We start from the raw sequence: 15,171 nt of genomic DNA on the forward strand, positions 1-15,171 counted from the left end.
GCAGTAAAGTCGCTTTAAATTAACTCAAACCCACCTTTTGAGATAAATTTATAAAAATTAATCATCAAAATTAATTATTTTAAAACAAAGGGTTAATTATTTTATTGCGAAAGTTTGAAATTTTATTTTGGATAAACTTTCATCCATTCCATTTATAGGGGATAATATGCGCCCTTTTAAATCCTATGCTGGGACATCTCGTGAAAGCGCAGGTGAGTACGTATAGCCCCCTGCAGGATCAATGAGATCAATTTCTCTGAGTGAACATATGAGTATCGAAAAGTTAAGAAATATAGCAATTATCGCCCACGTTGACCACGGTAAAACAACACTGGTTGATAAACTACTTGAGCAATCAGGTACATTAGAAACACGCGGCGGTAATGAAGAGCGCGTGATGGATTCAAACGACATTGAAAAAGAACGTGGTATTACCATTTTAGCGAAAAACACCGCTATATCTTGGAATGATTACCATATCAATATCGTAGATACTCCTGGACACGCCGACTTCGGTGGTGAAGTTGAACGCGTACTTTCGATGGCTGACTCAGTACTACTACTTGTTGACGCTCAAGAAGGCCCAATGCCACAAACGCGTTTCGTAACGCAAAAGGCATTCGCGCAAGGCTTAAAGCCAATCGTTGTTATCAATAAAATTGATAAGCCAGGTGCTCGCCCTGATTGGGTTATGGATCAAATCTTTGATTTATTCGACAACCTAGGCGCAACTGATGAGCAGTTAGATTTTAAAGTAATCTACGCATCAGCAATCAATGGTTGGGCTACATTAGATTTAGACGAAGCATCAGATAACATGGAACCTATGTTCAAGATGATCGTTGACGAAGTATCACCACCGGATGCAGATCCTGAAGGTGACTTCCAAATGCAGATTTCACAGCTTGATTACAACTCTTATAAGGGTGTAATTGGTATTGGTCGTATTAAACGTGGTTCTGTTGCACCTAACCAACAAGTTACGGTTATCAGTGCAGACGGCACAACTCGTAACGGTAAGATTGGTTCAGTACAAAGCTACTTAGGCCTTGAACGTATTGAAACTGATAAAGCTTACGCTGGTAACATCGTAACAGTAACAGGTTTAGGCGAGCTTAAGATTTCAGATACGCTTTGTTGTCCAAACAACGTTGAAGCATTGCCACCACTAAGTGTTGATGAGCCAACAGTAACAATGACGTTCTCTGTAAACAACTCTCCTTTCTGTGGTAAAGAAGGTAAGTTTGTAACATCACGTAATATTCGTGAGCGTTTAGACAAAGAATTAGTACACAACGTAGCACTTCGTGTTGCAGATACAGATAACCCAGATAGCTTCCGTGTATCGGGTCGTGGTGAATTACACCTAGGTATCTTAATCGAGAACATGCGTCGTGAAGGTTACGAGCTTGCTGTATCTCGTCCAGAAGTAATCTTACGTACTGTTGATGGTGTGTTAGAAGAACCGTATGAAACACTAACAATTGACTGTGAAGAAGAGCATCAAGGTTCTATCATGGAGCAAATTGGTCTTCGTAAAGGTGAGCTAACTGACATGGCACCAGATGGTAAAGGCCGTATGCGTATGGACTTCATGATCCCAAGCCGTGGCTTAATCGGTTTCCAAACTGAGTTCATGACATTAACGTCGGGTTCTGGTTTACTTTACCATACATTCGATCACTACGGTCCGCACAAAGGTGGCGAGCTAGGTGTTCGTAAGAATGGTGTAATGATTGCAAACGCAACAGGTAAAGCACTTACTAACGCATTATTTAACTTACAAGAGCGCGGCCGTTTATTTATCGGTCACGGTGTTGAAGTTTATGAAGGTATGGTTATTGGTATTCATAGCCGTGATAACGACCTTACAGTTAACGCACTTAAAGGTAAGCAACTTACAAACGTTCGTGCATCTGGTACAGATGAAGCACAAACACTAACACCAGCACTTAACTATTCACTTGAGCAAGCGCTTGAGTTTATTGCTGATGATGAGTTAGTAGAAGTAACACCTGAGAACATTCGTATTCGTAAGCGTCATTTAACTGAAAATGAGCGTAAACGTGCGGGTCGTGCTCCTAAGTCATAATCTATAAATTTAGAATAATGACTTTAAAAGCCGCTGTATTGCAAAATACAGCGGCTTTTTTGTTTTTAAAGTAAGAGAAGCTTTCAGTTTTTAGTTATCAGTATTGAGCTCTAAAAGCGCAGCGCCTCTTACCCTCTTTGTAAAAAATTCACTTAAAAATATTTATACAAAGAGAAGAGAATGAGAAGTAAAAGAGTAAGAGCTAAAACAACTGATAATGTAAAACCCCTATTTTTTTTGGTTTCGTTGCGCTCAACCCAACAAAAAGGCCAGTTCGCTAACTTCATCACTTTTTCGGTAGTAAAGTGATTTTTCCAAACACATCAGCATCTATATAGCCAAGGTTGCGACTGCCGTTAACAGGCTGTACTTCATGTGAACCCATGAAGTGCTCACGAACTTTACTGCCGTCGTTATCGCAATATGCGAGCATAAAGCCAATAACTTGTTTTTCAGTTAATTTAAGCGGAGTGTTTTGTGCGCCTTGTTGGAAATCGTTTGGGTAGAGTTTTATCGCCACTTCCCACGTGATGTTATAGGGCGCAGTGGTATTGCGTTTCCAGTTACTAACTAAGTGGTCGGTATATAAATGCGCTTTTTTATCAGGCCCATAATCGGCAGCTTGGTTATCAAGGCCAATATGATAAGCAAATGCTGTATGGTTAAATTGGTGATTACCGCCAGATGCGTCACTATCTATAAACACTTCTAAGGCATCATCGTCCCAGTATTTATCCGTTGGATCTGGGTGAGTATCAATAAGCACATCATCACTAATGTCTGCTTGTAAATACAAGTAGTTTTCATCCCACAAAAGACGATAGCGACCTTTAAAATCCTTGTCTGAGTCTGGTAGGGTGCCGTCCATTAAGTATGGCATATTATGCCAAGTGGCTTTGTCCCATGCACTTTCAGAAACCCCATCAATAGTAATAGCTGTTGGTGTATGACTAACGTCAATAGCCATGATTGGCTGGGTAAAAAGTAAGCTAAAAGCGAGTAGTGTTTTTTTCATTAATCATCTCATCAATTAAGGATGATTTAGCTTGGCTTAAATAGCAATCAAAAACAATCTCGTCGTCTATTTTTATACTAACTGATTGTGCCTGCTATGCTGTCTTTTAATGCGAGCATTAATAAATGCGCACTTTCTCCAGACATTTTAAAAGGATTAAAATCAATGGAGCCTGAAAACTTGAGATTCAGTGATTCGGTTAGCTTAGATTGCGGTACATAGCCCATTGACCATTTTTCAAACTCTCTTTCAGGAATTTGGGTATAGTTGAGCATAATTACATTGTGGTGACGTTTATCGTTTAATATTTGTTGGTAGGTATTATTTACAGCCGTTCTAGAGCCTTCCAGGCATTGTAAAAAGTAATCATTACTAAAACATAACATGCCGGTGACGTTTGTTTTTACATTATAGGTTCGAGCGCTTTGTAAAATATTTTCTATATCTTTAGGCCCAAAACCACTACTAATTTTGCTGGCGTAAATAAGTCGTACAAGAAACATAAAACCTCCTCACTGTTTAGTTAATTAAACATAGTTCAGCAGAGAAGTTATTACTAATTTTGTAAATGACTGATTAAAGTTTAATACTCTCACCTTCATTTAAAATATGCAGGGGTATTTTCGAGTCCATCTTTTTGTGCATATACAATAAACGCAGTAAAGCTGAATGACTCGTGCGATCGCCCATTTTCCATGATGAGTTACCGTATCCCCAAGGTATCATTATTTTACAGTTTAGCTCTTGTGCTGCTGTTAGAGCGTCTTCTGGGGTTGTATGAACGTAACGATACCATTTAGGGTTATCTTCGCTATAGTAAGACGCTATCGGCATTAAGCACACATCAATATCGCCATATTTTTTCTGTATATCGCTGAAGTGTTTTGAGTAGCCAGTGTCGCCTGCAAAAAATAAGGTGCTGCCATTTTGTTCAAGTAGCCAGCCATTCCATAGGTCTTTATCGTTGTCTTCATAAATAAAGGGTACTAAAACACGGCTGCTAAAGTGATGAGCAGGCAAGGCATGGATAGCTAAATCGCCAATATTTGTTTTTGCATACCACGCCATTTCACTAATATTAAACCCGCCTGTAGGGAAGTTGTCGGCCATGCCTAGTGGTGTTAAGTAGCGGGGTTTATTACCGATCTCTTCTATATCTGCTTTATTAAAGTGATCGTAATGAATATGCGAGTACATCACAGCGTCTAAGTTTTTCAGTTCACTATCTGTGAGCCAATCGCCGGGCTGTCGGTAAAACCCAGAGGCTAGTCTAAATGCTAAATCTACAGGTGAGTCAAACTGCTCTTTTACAGGATCAAGTAACACTTGCTGTCCGTTAGGCGTGCGGATCATAAACCCAGCATGCCCCAGCCAGCGTAAGCTAAAGCCTGTATTTAAATTCATAGGCTGTTGCTCACCAATAAATTGGCAGTTTTCGCTGTCTTTTTCGCATTGTAATTTAGGGCTAGTTGGGTAGCAGTTGCTTTTACAGGTAGTCGGGTAAGTTTTTTTACCCGGGTAGAGATTATGAAACCGTCCTTCTCGCTCGCCATTTTGATGTAGCGGGGTAATGGTTTGCTCCCCTGCAATAACTTCAACATGGTTAGCTGTTTGGCAGGCGCTTAGCATTGTGCATGCAAGTATTAGGGTAATGGCTTTGAACTTCATTTTACTGTTCTAATTATTATTATTTTGTAAAAGTATAACAACAACAGCGGATTATCGAAGAGCTTAAAGGTAACAAAAAGTAACAATAAAAAAGCCTACAATTTAGTAGGCTTAGTAAACGAGTTTATAGTAATTAGCCTGTGGTATTCATTTGCTCAATAAATTTATTTGAGTCTTCAATCGACTTATTCATGTCATTCATGAGTAACTGAATATCACGCTTTAAGTTAGTAAACTCGCCTTTTATAGCGGCTACCGCTTGTGCGTTTAAGTTATGTTTTAAGTAAAGCACGTTATCTTGTAAAGACGATAATACTGGCTCCATTTTGCTCTCAGCACTGCGCATTGAGCTAAGTAATTGGCTAAACTGGCGCTGAGTTGCAGCTAGTTTTTTACTGCTTTGACGCTTAAGTGAGGCGCTTTTGTATTGCTCTAACTCATCGCTCCACTCATCAAACAACGCATCAGCTACATCTTCTACTTTATTTATGTTACTTGATACTTCGTTTGCCGCCGCTAAGCTCGACTCGTAATCGTCATTAAGTTGATTGTAAGCATCTTGCAACTCACCGCCATCGAAATTAATTAAGGTAGTTAGGCGCTCGAGTGCTGATTGAAATTCTTCTTGCGACTCTTGTTGTGAGTCTTTCGTTTCTTCAACGCGGTCAATAAGAATGTCACGTTTATGTACGCCTACTTTTTCCATTGCCGAATAATAAGCCGACTGACAACCTGAAAGCATCAGCATTAACGAGAGTATGGCTGTCCCTAATAATGTTTGTTTTTTCATCTGAATTCCTATTTACGAGTGTTAATGCTGTAAATTATGGCCTTGATTGTTATTATAATCAAAAGCCCACCAACAAAGTTAATTGTATGAATGATAAGCTCTCCCATTATAAACAGCAAGTTAAGGTGTTTCTAAAACAGCAACCAGGCTGGTGGATGCAATATTTTAATCGCTGTATAGACGATCAAATAACCATTAATGCAGGGTATTTAGCATACGTTACCTTGTTGTCGTTGGTTCCGTTGATAGCGGTGGGTGTGGCAATCTTCTCTGCTTTTCCAGGGTTTGAATCGACCCGTTTAGCCATTGAAAGTTTTTTATTTACTAACTTTGTGCCGACTTCTTCCGATGTTATTAAAGAACATATTAGCTCGTTTGCTGGTAATGCTAATCAAATGACGGCGGTAGGTATTGGCTTTTTGGCAGCCATTGCCTTGCTACTTATTCGTAATGTAGATGCCACGCTAAACCGTATTTGGCGAGTAAAGAAAAAACGCCCAATGATGATATCCTTTGCTGTGTATTGGATGGTACTGAGCTTGGGACCTGTACTACTGGGTGCGAGTATTGGTGTCACCTCTTATATTGTGTCGTTAGTGTCGTTCGCTGATCAGGGGATCCCTGGGTTTAGTGGTTTTTTATTAAAACTACTCCCTTATGCTATTTCTATGGCAGGTTTTATTATGCTGTATACCTTAGTGCCGAATACGCGAGTTTCATTTAGGGCTGCTATTCCAGGTGCACTGTTTGCTGCAATGTTATTTGAGTTAACCAAAAAAGGCTTTGCTTTGTACATTAGCCATTTTCCATCATACGAAGTGATTTATGGTGCGGTAGCAACCATTCCTATTTTGTTTGTATGGGTATACTTGTCGTGGGTAGTAGTGCTACTAGGTGCTGAATTTACTGTGTGTATTAACATGCAACATTACAATAAAAAAGAACAACGAGCAGAGGATGGTGAATAAATGCAAGGACTAATTCAACGGGTAACACACGCCAACGTAGCAATAGAAAAACAGATTGTTGGTGAAATAAAACAAGGTATTGTATTACTGCTTGGTGTTGAAAAAGAAGATGATGAGCGTGTTGCTGATAAACTATTACACAAGGTCAGTAATTATCGAATTTTTAGTGATGAAAATGATAAAATGAACCTCAGTCTTAAAGATATACAAGGCGAACTATTAGTCATATCGCAATTTACACTTGCAGCTAATACCAAAAAAGGCATGCGTCCTAGTTTTTCATCGGCAGCCACACCAGACCAAGCGCAAGCATTATATAATTACTTTGTTGAGCAGGCTAAATTACTCGGTATAAAGGTAGCGACCGGTGTATTTGCAGCCGATATGCAGGTTAGTTTATGTAACGACGGTCCGGTTACCTTTAACTTAACCGCTTAAAGTGTTTTTTCAACAACCACAATGTGATTCACAAATCCGGTGATCTTTTTAATACTAACTGCTTCCCCAAACACGCGCTTAAGCACAAGTTGTAGCTGTGTAAGTTGGGAGGTATGTTGCGATAAAAAGTTAATAAATAAGATGCCCCGCTGAGCAAGCGCCTCATAAATTGTTTGATAAAAACATAAATCAAATAAGAATCTAGGGGCGTCTAGTTCACTAAATAAATCTAAAATAATCCAATCTATATTCACCGCTGACTTTAAAACTGTTTGTGCGTCTTCACAGTAAATTTGGCCCTGTTCATTAAGAGCAAAAAAATCTTGATAACAGTCAATTATATGAGGGTTTTTTTCTACTGAAGTTAGCTGCGCTTGAGGGTACTGTTTTAATAAGAAGTTACGTATAGCACCACCACCTAAACCGAGCTCAAGTATTTTTTTAGGCGCTGGTCGTTGCTGCCAAACCGTTGCTAAATAGGCAAGGTGAGGAAACAGTAATACTTGTGGACTCCGGGTTAAAATAACTGATTGCAAGGTGTTGTTAATAAGTAGCCAGCGCAGCTGTTGATGCTCTCGAACTTGTATATTTATGCCATGTTGATTATGCCAATAAAGTAACTGGCCTAGCGATGAACTATGCTCAATAAAGTGCCTGCTTATCAGGCCACTGCTACCATGGATATATTTATTCATGGTATTGAGCATAAACCAGCAGGGGTAAAGCGCAATCGATTTTGTCATTAATTTTTTACAGTCATTTATAGGAAACCAAAGTCGTATTTGCAGTTTTACCCAGATCGAGTATGGTGTTTTTCACAAAATGCACAGCGTAATATTTTTACATTTTTAATTTATGGAGTCTGTATGTTTCAAGTGAGCACCCCTCAAAGTAGTGAAGACTGGCAAGCCTATTATCAATTACGCTGGCAAGTTTTACGTGCACCATGGGGCGAACCTCGTGGTTCTGAGCAAGACGATTTAGAGCAAGAAGCTGAACACCGCTTTATTAAAAATAAAGCAGGTGAAGTATTGGGTGTGGCGCGTTTGCACTTTAATAATCAGCAACAAGCTCAAGTACGTTATATGGCGGTTGCAGAGGGTAACCGTAATCAACATATTGGTAGCCGCTTATTACATGAGCTAGAAAAAATAGCGTGGAATCAAGATGCTGATGAATTAGTGCTGTTTGCTCGCGAACGTGCTCTGGAATTTTATCAGCGCCATGGCTACGAAAATAAAGAAAAAGCGCATTTAGCCTATGGTGATGTTCAACATTATAAAATGGTTAAGCTCAAGCCGAGTGAGCCAGGTTGGTTTCGTCACCCTAATTGGACTCAAGTACTGCAAAATACATGGCGTGAATCAATCCCTATTAGTGATGCAATGGGGATAAAAGTAGAAAGCTACACTGATTGGCAATTTACTACTCGTGCAGATTTAAATGCTAACTTAAACTTACACAACACCATGTTTGCAGGCTCTATTTACAGCCTAGCTACACTAACGGGTTGGGGAGCAACGTACTTAGCATTAAAAGAAGCCGGACTTGAGGGTAATATAGTGTTAGCCGATGCTAATATTAAATATTTAAAACCACTGAATACCGACCCTAAAGGCTGTGTTGATATTCAAACCTGTAAAGGTAACTTAATAGAGTTACAAGAGGCGGGTAAGGCGAGCTATTTAGTGCCAGTAACCATTTTTGATGGTGATCAAGTAGTTGCTCAGTTTGAAGGGCAGTTTGTGGTTAAAAAGTAATAAGAATAAACGAAAAAGCCAAGCGAGTTGCTTGGCTTTTTTTATTAGCGGTTATTACAGTAAATCAGTCAGTAATATACCGACACCAAAGCGTTCAATATCGGCGTTATAGTCTATTAAACTCTCACCATAGCCATTAAAATACTGCGCATAGCCGCGTACTCTTCCCCATAGAGGGAATGACCAATCAAGCTGAATTGCCCCGCGGTTATCTGAATTTAAATTATTACGAGTCATAAAACTAAATTCATGATCGTGAAAGCGATACGCGCCACCAAATTCAAAGTAACCCATGTATTTATAGATATCAGGGTTATCGTCACCTCGTGCATCTAACGGCGCAGGCTTTTTGTTTTCAGGAATGCGGTACCAAGGCTTAAAGCTGAATACAAAGCCGTCATTTTCCCAAATGAAATCGGCATAAATACGGTTCCAAGAACGCGAGTTTGGCTGACTTCGGCCATTAGATTGGTGCGAAATACCAATGGCTATTGCCATTTCATCGCCCCATAAAACGTTTTCAGGGTCTAAGTAATTAATCCAGAAAATTTCTGGTTCGTAATTAGTCTCACGAAAAGGAGATGAAATATCGTCGTTATATACTTGCCAGTATGACTGCAGTGTAAAGCCAAAAAATATAGCTTGGTCTGAGTCGGCAAACTCATCATACAAAGGTACTTTAATTGATAACTGATATTTAGCTTCTAGGTTATCGAGAGGGTCGCCATCTTTTTTATCGGTTAATTCTGCAAATCCATCAAACGGGCGAGTGTTTGGGTTCGACATATAAGAAACCGGTAAAATATAATTACGTTTATGCGGCGTAATTACATTACGATTCTTTTTGCCAACCGCTTCACGGGCTTGGCGTTTATCGATAGCTGTTAGCTGCTTGCTTTCTTCAACTGCAGAGCATTTTTCGCGCAATTGATCGAGGGTTTGCTTACCGTCTCCACCTATCACTTCATTTAATATACATTGTTTAACCAGCTCAAGTTCATTGTTTTGCTCGTTTTTTGCTGTTTCTTCAGCAATAACAGCAGTACTTAGTAATGTTGAGAGTAGTATCCAGTGGCGCCAACTCATTATAATTCCTTTGTAAGTGAGGGAAGTAACAGATTTGTGGTGATTATAACGCATTTTTAACACGTATACGGTGAACTTGTCCTGAACTTTAATAAAGCAAAAAGAAAAGCGACCTAAGTCGCTTTTACTGGATAACTAGCTAATAGCTCGCTAGTTAGACTCTCACGCAATGAGAAGGGGTGAGCTAGAGCTCAAAAACGTTTGTAAAAAACTTATAAAGTTCAGTGCCTTGGTTCACACTAGCTGAGGCAAAATGCAATATCGCAATCGCATCAAGATCAAAGCTTAATGTTTGCAGTGGTTGTTCGCTTAGGTAGCGTTCCATTCGTAGTATTTTAGCTATAGGTTCGCCCGCTTTAATGTGCCCACCAAGGGGGGCTAAGTATTCAACCATGCCACCCATAGGCGCATAGTAAGCAATATAATCATTTAGTTGGCAGCCATACCTTGTCATCACTTTTGGCTTGTAGGGCGCATCAACAAATACTTGCTTATGATTTAAATAACTTAAAATACTTTGAGCATCATCAAACGCCGCGCTTAAATCTATTTTTTCTTGGCTTCCCAGCTCTACCGTAAAGGCTTCAACTTGTACGTTAAAATTTCGGCCTTGCTGAGCAAGTTGCTCGCTAAGTTGCCACCATGGACAAAAGCTCGCTTCATCCATTGCCCCATCAAAGTCATTAGGAATCACTAGCACATGGGGAATATTAAAGTAACGGGCACTTTCTGTGGCATATTCAGGACAATATAAGTGCTGACTAGAAATAGGCCCAGTGTGTAAATCTAAAACAATATCAGCTTGATGCGCTAGTCTTTGTAAGTTTAGCGCTATGCGTTTACCCGTTGTTAAACGATAGTCTGGGCCATTAAGTTGCTGCTCAACATCATTAATTAACGCGGTTTTAAACGCTGTTTTTAGAGCTGTATCGTCAGCGTCGTAGTATTGCTTTGCAAACTGTGATGCAAGCTGATTATTACAGTGATACATACGATTCCAATTAGTCCCCGTAATAGGGTCGAATCGGCCAAGCGTAAATTCGCCCGATTTTTGATTACAGCCAATGGGGTTAGCGTAGGGAACTAAGGTAATATCACCTTTTAAATTAAGGTTTTTTAGCTGTTCAAGTAGCTGATAAATAACCGCGTTACCTTGCACTTCGGCGCCATGCATATTAGCTTGTATATACACACTTGGGCCTGTGCCATCGCCCTTTAAACGATAGACAGGAATGGTCAGTGGTAGGCCATTTGCCACTTCACCAACTACAATATTTTCCTGGCTTATAGCTGTGGTGTTATTCATTTTTATTACCTCAAGTAGTGGCTTGCATCTTCTGCTTGGCGAATACAGTTGATTTCGCCATGGTGTATAACATATTCACCGGCCAGTTCATGGCACAAAAAGTACGGCATACTTTCGGTAAAACCATAAGCACCGCATTGACTAAACACCAGCCAGTCATGTTCATTTAAATCGCTCGGTAATTGGTGCTCCCCTAAGCAGTCTAGCGCTGTACATAAAGGTCCGTATAGGCTCATTGCTTGGTTTGCTGCGTTTGAATCTCGTAATAAACGCGTAGGAAAGTCTTGATTAGTAACCGCAGGGCGCAATAAGTGATTAATACCGCCGCTCATAATTACCTGCTGTTGGCCGTAGTTTAATTTGCGCTCAACCACCGGTGTGGCGTAGTGGCCGCATTCGCCTACAGCATAGCGACCTAGTTCCATCCACAGCTCTTTAACACCCGCATCGCGTTTAATCTTTGCAAGGGCTGCTATTAATGCATCCCAGCTTAAAGTCGGGTCATTAAGGGTATAAGGAATACCTAAACCGCCACCTAAATCTAAAATATTCAGGTTTATATTTAAGTTATTAGCAAGGACTGTAAGTGGTGTAATCATTTGCGACCACAGATCTGCAAGTTTGTCGCTGCTGAGCATGTTACCCCACTGAAAAATATGTAGGCCATTAAAGCTCAATTCTGTGTAGTCTTTAGTATTTAGCGATTGCCATTCATCGCACCCTAAGCCAAATGGAGTAAGACTATCACCACCAAGTGGGTTTTTATCACCCTCGGGCCAGCGTAATTGAACACGCAGTAATACTTGCAACTGGCACTGCTGGGCATTGGCTTGTTCGTTTAACCAACGCACCTGATTAAGACTTTCTGCCACAAAGGTGCGTACGCCACGTGCAATAAAATGTTTAATTTGTTTTGGGCTTTTAGCAGGGCCCGTGTTGAGCACGCGCTCGCTGTTAATTCCTTGGGCAAGTACTTGCTCAAGCTCGCCTTTACTGGCGACATCAAAGTTAAAACCAGCGCTATCTAAGCGTTGGATCACGCTAGATAACGGGTTCGCTTTAACCGCATACCAAAGTTTTACCTCGGTTTGTGCTACTAAACGCGTTAAATGTGTGTTCAATGAATCAAGATCATAAACAAAAAAGGGCGTATCAAGTTGGCTTGCTAGCTCATCAATAGCGCTTTTAACGGGCGTGCTCAAAAAGGTCATTAACGTAAAACCTCTTCAAGCAATAATGACGCGTCACTTTGCTCGTCACGGTATTTAACAATTAAGGCACACGACATACTCAAGCCTTGAGCACGGGCCCAGTCGTTTGACGCAGGGCGAGAGCCTGGGATCACAATCGCGTATTCAGGGATTGCTTCGCCTTTATCAAGCTGACGCTCATTAACGCAGTCATAAACAGGGATGGTTGCAGATAAGCGAACACCTGGGGCTAGTACCGCGCCTTTTTTAACTACCACGCCTTCAACAATCACACAGCCTGCACCAATGAATGCATCGTCTTCTATGACCACAGGGCTTGCGCCAATGGGCTCAAGTACCCCGCCTAATTGTACCGCGGCGCTCAAATGAACATTTTTACCCACTTGCGCACATGAGCCAACCAATGCGTGGCTATCTACCATAGTCCCCTCGTCAATAAAGGCGCCAATATTTACGTACGCAGGTGGCATAATAATAGTGCCTTTGGCAACATGTGCACCACGGCGCACACTTGAACCACCTGGCACCATGCGAACGCCTGCTGTGGCTTCAAAGCATTGCGGCGCTAGATTATGTTTATCTACAAAGCCACCAGGAAACTCCATGTTAGTGCCGTTTTTAAATGCCTCTAAAATGCCTTGCTTTACTTCTACGTTAGCGTGCCATTGGCCGTTTTCGTCTTGTGTTGCTGCGCGAACTGCGCCCGTTTCTAAATTATTTAATAGTTCTAACCAGCTCATTATAAAAACCTGTATTTAATGCCAAGATAAAATGGTGTTGTTTGCCGATGAAATGTCATCTGTGTGTGTCAGCTCAAGGTGTGTTAAAGGTGGACGTAAATGCGGACTGCTAATACGCCCTTGTAAATGCATTAACACTTTGACTGGAATAGGGTTTGCTACTGAAAATAAGCTATTGATAGCGCTAGACCACTGAACAAAAAGATTAGGGTGTTGGCCGCTTAAACTGCGCTTTACAAACTCATGGGTTTGCACTGGCCATGCATTGGCTGCAACCGACACTAAACCTTTTGCACCTGCTTGGGCAAAATAAGGCATGAGGGCATCGTCACCACTAAAAATGGCTAGTTCAGGCGCTGCTTGTCGATAGGCTTCAAATTGAGAAATACAGCCACTGGCTTCTTTGAGTGCCCATAAATTTTTATGTTGTTTGAGGTTTTCAATGGTTGCAATGGGAATGCTAATCGCACTACGTCCTGGTACGTTATAAAGCATACAAGGATGAGAACTGGCATTGAGCAGGCTTTCAAACCAATGCGTTTGCCCCACTGCACCGGGTTTGGCGTACAAAGGCGAGCCAAGTAAAAAACCATGAATAGGCAGTTGGTTGCAGTAGTTAACCCATTCAAGCTGCTGCTTTAAGTTACTACCACCGACTGCGACCATAAGCGGGACGCTCGGCTGTAATTGGCAAACATGCTCTACGATGGCTTGCTGCTCTTTTAGGGTCAGGGCTAACCCTTCGCCAGTGCTACCAAGTAATAAAATGCCGTTGTTAGCGGCTTCTTGTTCGGCCACCAAGGTGTCTAAGGTTGCGTAATCAACTAGGCCATTTTGATCAAATGGGGTGATCAGCGCAGTCCATAAATGGAAATTGTTAATATTGAAGTTGTTGATCATCTCTCACGAACTTATAGGGCATTCGTCGAGTTATTGGCGGGTATTTAGGGTGCCTGACTCTTTGAATGTATTTATAATTCGAAGAGCGAATGGGCTTAAATAATAGGGCGCACGGCCTTATTATACTAAGACCAGAAGCTCTCCACCAAATATGTTATTGGTGACAGTCGCTAGGATTCAACCTAGTCGCCCGAAGTAATCTTTCACAAAAAAGTGTTACCTCTCGGCGTTAATTCCCCTCACGTATGCTCAATGGAGTTTGCGCTCCTAACATACGCTACCTGAATAACGCACCTCTTCCAGCCCTTTGCATTTGCTATTGAAAAATCAATTAGCAAATACAATGTAATAGGGTAAGTGTGGCGATTAAACCACTTTAGCCGTCTAGGTGTCAAGTGACTAAATACAGAATAGTTCATCGATAATAGCAACGGTTACGTATTGGCTGCTTTTCTCGTAAACTAGTTTCATGGTCGAAGTAAGGTATTAAGCAGATGGAAAAATTTAGCGATATTTATAAGCGTGCAGTGGAGCGAAAGGGCTCTGAAAAAATGCTTAAATTGTTACTCGAAAAACCTTTATCAACAAAGCAACTCGTCACATTAAGTGATGATGATTGGCTAGAAGAATTTACTCGGAAAGTTTTTCAAAGTGGTTTTTATTGGTCGGTGATCAACAGTAAGTGGGCCGGATTTAGAGAGGTTTTCTGGGATTTCAGTGTTGAAAAATTATTGATGATGCCACCAGACATGTTAGAACAAAAAGCCAGTGACGAACGGATTGTGCGCAATTATAAAAAAGTAAAAACCATTACTGATAATGCGTATATGATCCACGAAGTTGCAGAGCAACACGGCAGCTTTAGTCAGTTTATTGCTAACTGGCCAAGTGAGGATATTATTGGCTTGTGGGCATATTTAAAAAAGCATGGTGCAAGGCTTGGTGGTAATACCGGCCCTTATGCACTGCGCGCCTTGGGGAAAGATACTTTTTTACTTTCAAGAGATGTAGAAAGCTATTTGCGTGCACATAAAATTATAGATGGTGGATTGCAAACTAAAAAGTCACTAAATGCGGCGCAGGCATTCTTTAATGAACTGCAGCAGCAAAGCGGCTTAAGCATGCAAGAGCTAAGCTTAATTGTCGCTTATGGTGTAGGCGACAATCGCGTAGGTATCAGCCAAAAACAATAGGATT

General features: G+C 40.9%; 15 protein-coding genes and 1 riboswitch. Of the genes, 5 read left to right on the top strand and 10 right to left on the bottom strand.

Going from position 1 to position 15,171, the window contains the following annotated elements; all coding sequences use genetic code 11:
• Positions 1-268 precede the first annotated feature (268 nt).
• Positions 269-2,092, top strand: a complete 1,824-nt coding sequence (typA, locus tag ACNSN3_RS00295) for a translational GTPase TypA (protein ID WP_010392008.1) — start codon at positions 269-271, stop codon at positions 2,090-2,092.
• Between the two features lie 286 nt (positions 2,093-2,378).
• Here the strand turns inward: typA and ACNSN3_RS00300 are convergent, their stop codons facing one another.
• The 4 genes from ACNSN3_RS00300 to ACNSN3_RS00315 all read right to left on the bottom strand — a co-directional run bounded on the left by ACNSN3_RS00300 (position 2,379) and on the right by ACNSN3_RS00315 (position 5,565).
• Positions 2,379-3,107 (bottom strand): CBM9 family sugar-binding protein, encoded by a 729-nt coding sequence (locus ACNSN3_RS00300; protein ID WP_054202782.1) that lies wholly within the window; start codon positions 3,105-3,107, stop codon positions 2,379-2,381.
• Between the two features lie 77 nt (positions 3,108-3,184).
• Complete coding sequence (locus ACNSN3_RS00305) at positions 3,185-3,610, bottom strand: BLUF domain-containing protein (RefSeq protein WP_010392015.1); 426 nt, start codon at positions 3,608-3,610, stop codon at positions 3,185-3,187.
• Positions 3,611-3,683: 73 nt separating this feature from the next.
• Positions 3,684-4,775: an MBL fold metallo-hydrolase gene (locus ACNSN3_RS00310; RefSeq protein WP_054202781.1), complete on the bottom strand. Its 1,092-nt coding sequence runs from the start codon at positions 4,773-4,775 to the stop codon at positions 3,684-3,686.
• A gap of 133 nt (positions 4,776-4,908) precedes the next feature.
• Positions 4,909-5,565, bottom strand: a complete 657-nt coding sequence (locus tag ACNSN3_RS00315) for a DUF2959 domain-containing protein (protein ID WP_076922684.1) — start codon at positions 5,563-5,565, stop codon at positions 4,909-4,911.
• Positions 5,566-5,651: 86 nt separating this feature from the next.
• Here ACNSN3_RS00315 and ACNSN3_RS00320 point away from each other — a divergent pair, with 86 nt between their 5' ends.
• Together ACNSN3_RS00320 and dtd are read left to right on the top strand one after the other, a co-directional pair.
• Complete coding sequence (locus tag ACNSN3_RS00320) at positions 5,652-6,533, top strand: virulence factor BrkB family protein (protein WP_418608083.1); 882 nt, start codon at positions 5,652-5,654, stop codon at positions 6,531-6,533.
• Positions 6,534-6,971, top strand: a complete 438-nt coding sequence (dtd, locus tag ACNSN3_RS00325; protein WP_010392023.1) for a D-aminoacyl-tRNA deacylase — start codon at positions 6,534-6,536, stop codon at positions 6,969-6,971.
• Here dtd and ACNSN3_RS00330 read toward each other — a convergent pair.
• Positions 6,968-7,714 (bottom strand): spermidine synthase, encoded by a 747-nt coding sequence (locus ACNSN3_RS00330; RefSeq protein WP_418608085.1) that lies wholly within the window; start codon positions 7,712-7,714, stop codon positions 6,968-6,970. The two genes, dtd and ACNSN3_RS00330, sit on opposite strands and share 4 nt — an antisense overlap.
• A 123-nt stretch (positions 7,715-7,837) precedes the next feature.
• Here ACNSN3_RS00330 and ACNSN3_RS00335 point away from each other — a divergent pair, with 123 nt between their 5' ends.
• Positions 7,838-8,731 (top strand): bifunctional GNAT family N-acetyltransferase/hotdog fold thioesterase, encoded by an 894-nt coding sequence (locus tag ACNSN3_RS00335; protein WP_010392028.1) that lies wholly within the window; start codon positions 7,838-7,840, stop codon positions 8,729-8,731.
• Between the two features lie 54 nt (positions 8,732-8,785).
• Here ACNSN3_RS00335 and ACNSN3_RS00340 read toward each other — a convergent pair whose 3' ends face one another.
• The 5 genes from ACNSN3_RS00340 to dapA all read right to left on the bottom strand — a co-directional run bounded on the left by ACNSN3_RS00340 (position 8,786) and on the right by dapA (position 13,974).
• A complete protein-coding gene (locus tag ACNSN3_RS00340; RefSeq protein WP_418608087.1) occupies positions 8,786-9,817 on the bottom strand; it encodes a phospholipase A in 1,032 nt (343 codons plus the stop codon).
• A gap of 184 nt (positions 9,818-10,001) precedes the next feature.
• On the bottom strand, positions 10,002-11,123 hold the full coding sequence (locus tag ACNSN3_RS00345; protein WP_054202777.1) for a succinylglutamate desuccinylase/aspartoacylase family protein: 1,122 nt from the start codon (positions 11,121-11,123) through the stop codon (positions 10,002-10,004).
• A 5-nt stretch (positions 11,124-11,128) separates the two neighbouring features.
• A complete protein-coding gene (locus ACNSN3_RS00350; RefSeq protein ID WP_418608090.1) occupies positions 11,129-12,334 on the bottom strand; it encodes a PLP-dependent decarboxylase in 1,206 nt (401 codons plus the stop codon).
• Entirely contained in the window at positions 12,334-13,074 is a 741-nt protein-coding gene (locus ACNSN3_RS00355) for a 2,3,4,5-tetrahydropyridine-2,6-dicarboxylate N-succinyltransferase (RefSeq protein WP_109875684.1), read from the bottom strand. The genes ACNSN3_RS00350 and ACNSN3_RS00355 overlap by 1 nt, the downstream gene beginning before the upstream one ends.
• A gap of 15 nt (positions 13,075-13,089) precedes the next feature.
• Positions 13,090-13,974, bottom strand: a complete 885-nt coding sequence (gene dapA, locus ACNSN3_RS00360; RefSeq protein WP_418608092.1) for a 4-hydroxy-tetrahydrodipicolinate synthase — start codon at positions 13,972-13,974, stop codon at positions 13,090-13,092.
• Between the two features lie 127 nt (positions 13,975-14,101).
• A riboswitch (Lysine riboswitch) is annotated at positions 14,102-14,281 on the bottom strand.
• A 187-nt stretch (positions 14,282-14,468) separates the two neighbouring features.
• Here dapA and ACNSN3_RS00365 point away from each other — a divergent pair.
• Positions 14,469-15,167: a DNA-3-methyladenine glycosylase I gene (locus ACNSN3_RS00365; protein ID WP_138595590.1), complete on the top strand. Its 699-nt coding sequence runs from the start codon at positions 14,469-14,471 to the stop codon at positions 15,165-15,167.
• The last annotated feature ends 4 nt before the right edge of the window (positions 15,168-15,171 follow it).

It is taken from the genome of Pseudoalteromonas sp. US3C1004, from assembly GCF_048401065.1.
GTDB classification, from domain to species: Bacteria; Pseudomonadota; Gammaproteobacteria; order Enterobacterales; family Alteromonadaceae; genus Pseudoalteromonas; species Pseudoalteromonas undina.